This window comes from Croceicoccus hydrothermalis, from assembly GCF_022378335.1.
GTDB classification, from domain to species: Bacteria; Pseudomonadota; Alphaproteobacteria; order Sphingomonadales; family Sphingomonadaceae; genus Croceicoccus; species Croceicoccus hydrothermalis.
Map to the genome: position 1 here is coordinate 1 of NZ_JAIQCI010000077.1, position 503 is coordinate 503.

1 protein-coding gene is annotated in these 503 nt (G+C 64.0%); it reads left to right on the plus strand.

What is annotated here, in order from left to right; all coding sequences use genetic code 11:
• Positions 1 to 85 precede the first annotated feature (85 nt).
• Positions 86 to 451: an IS66-like element accessory protein TnpA gene (gene tnpA, locus K4G67_RS17330; RefSeq protein ID WP_008604013.1), complete on the plus strand. Its 366-nt coding sequence runs from the start codon at positions 86 to 88 to the stop codon at positions 449 to 451.
• Positions 452 to 503 lie beyond the last annotated feature (52 nt).

Below are 503 nucleotides of genomic sequence, written 5' to 3' on the forward strand. Positions count from 1 at the left end.
GTACCCATCCGGTGAGCCCCGCCTTGTCCGGCGGGTGAACGACCGGTCTTAAGGGCGCTCGTATGAGCGAGCTTAGGAGCGGAGCATGGGTCAGATCACGGTGATGGCGGGGCCGGAGCGTCGGCGGCGTTGGAGCGAGGAGGAGCGGCTTGATATCCTCGCCGAGGCCTTTGCGCCGGGTGCCTGCGTTGCTGACGTATCCCGGCGGCGCGACGTTTCGACCAGCCTGATCTACACTTGGCGGCGCAAGTTGCAGGAACAGGCGGAAGCAGCGTCGTTGCCGGTACCAAAGGTAACATTTGCGCAGGCCGTGCTCGCCGATGATGAGCAGCCTGCCGATCATGATCCGTGCGCCGCGATCACGGTCGAACTGGGCGAAGGTTGCTGCGTGCGTATTTCGTCGTCTGCATCGGCTACGCTGGTTTCGGCGACATTGAAGGCGCTGCGATGATCCCATCGGGCGCGAGAGTCTGGATCGCGATGGGCCACACGGACATGCGCAA

Coding starts and splice junctions, on each gene's coding strand:
- tnpA (WP_008604013.1), top strand. CDS start 86: ATGGGTCAGATCACGGTGATGGCGGGGCCGGAGCGTCGGCGGCGTTGG.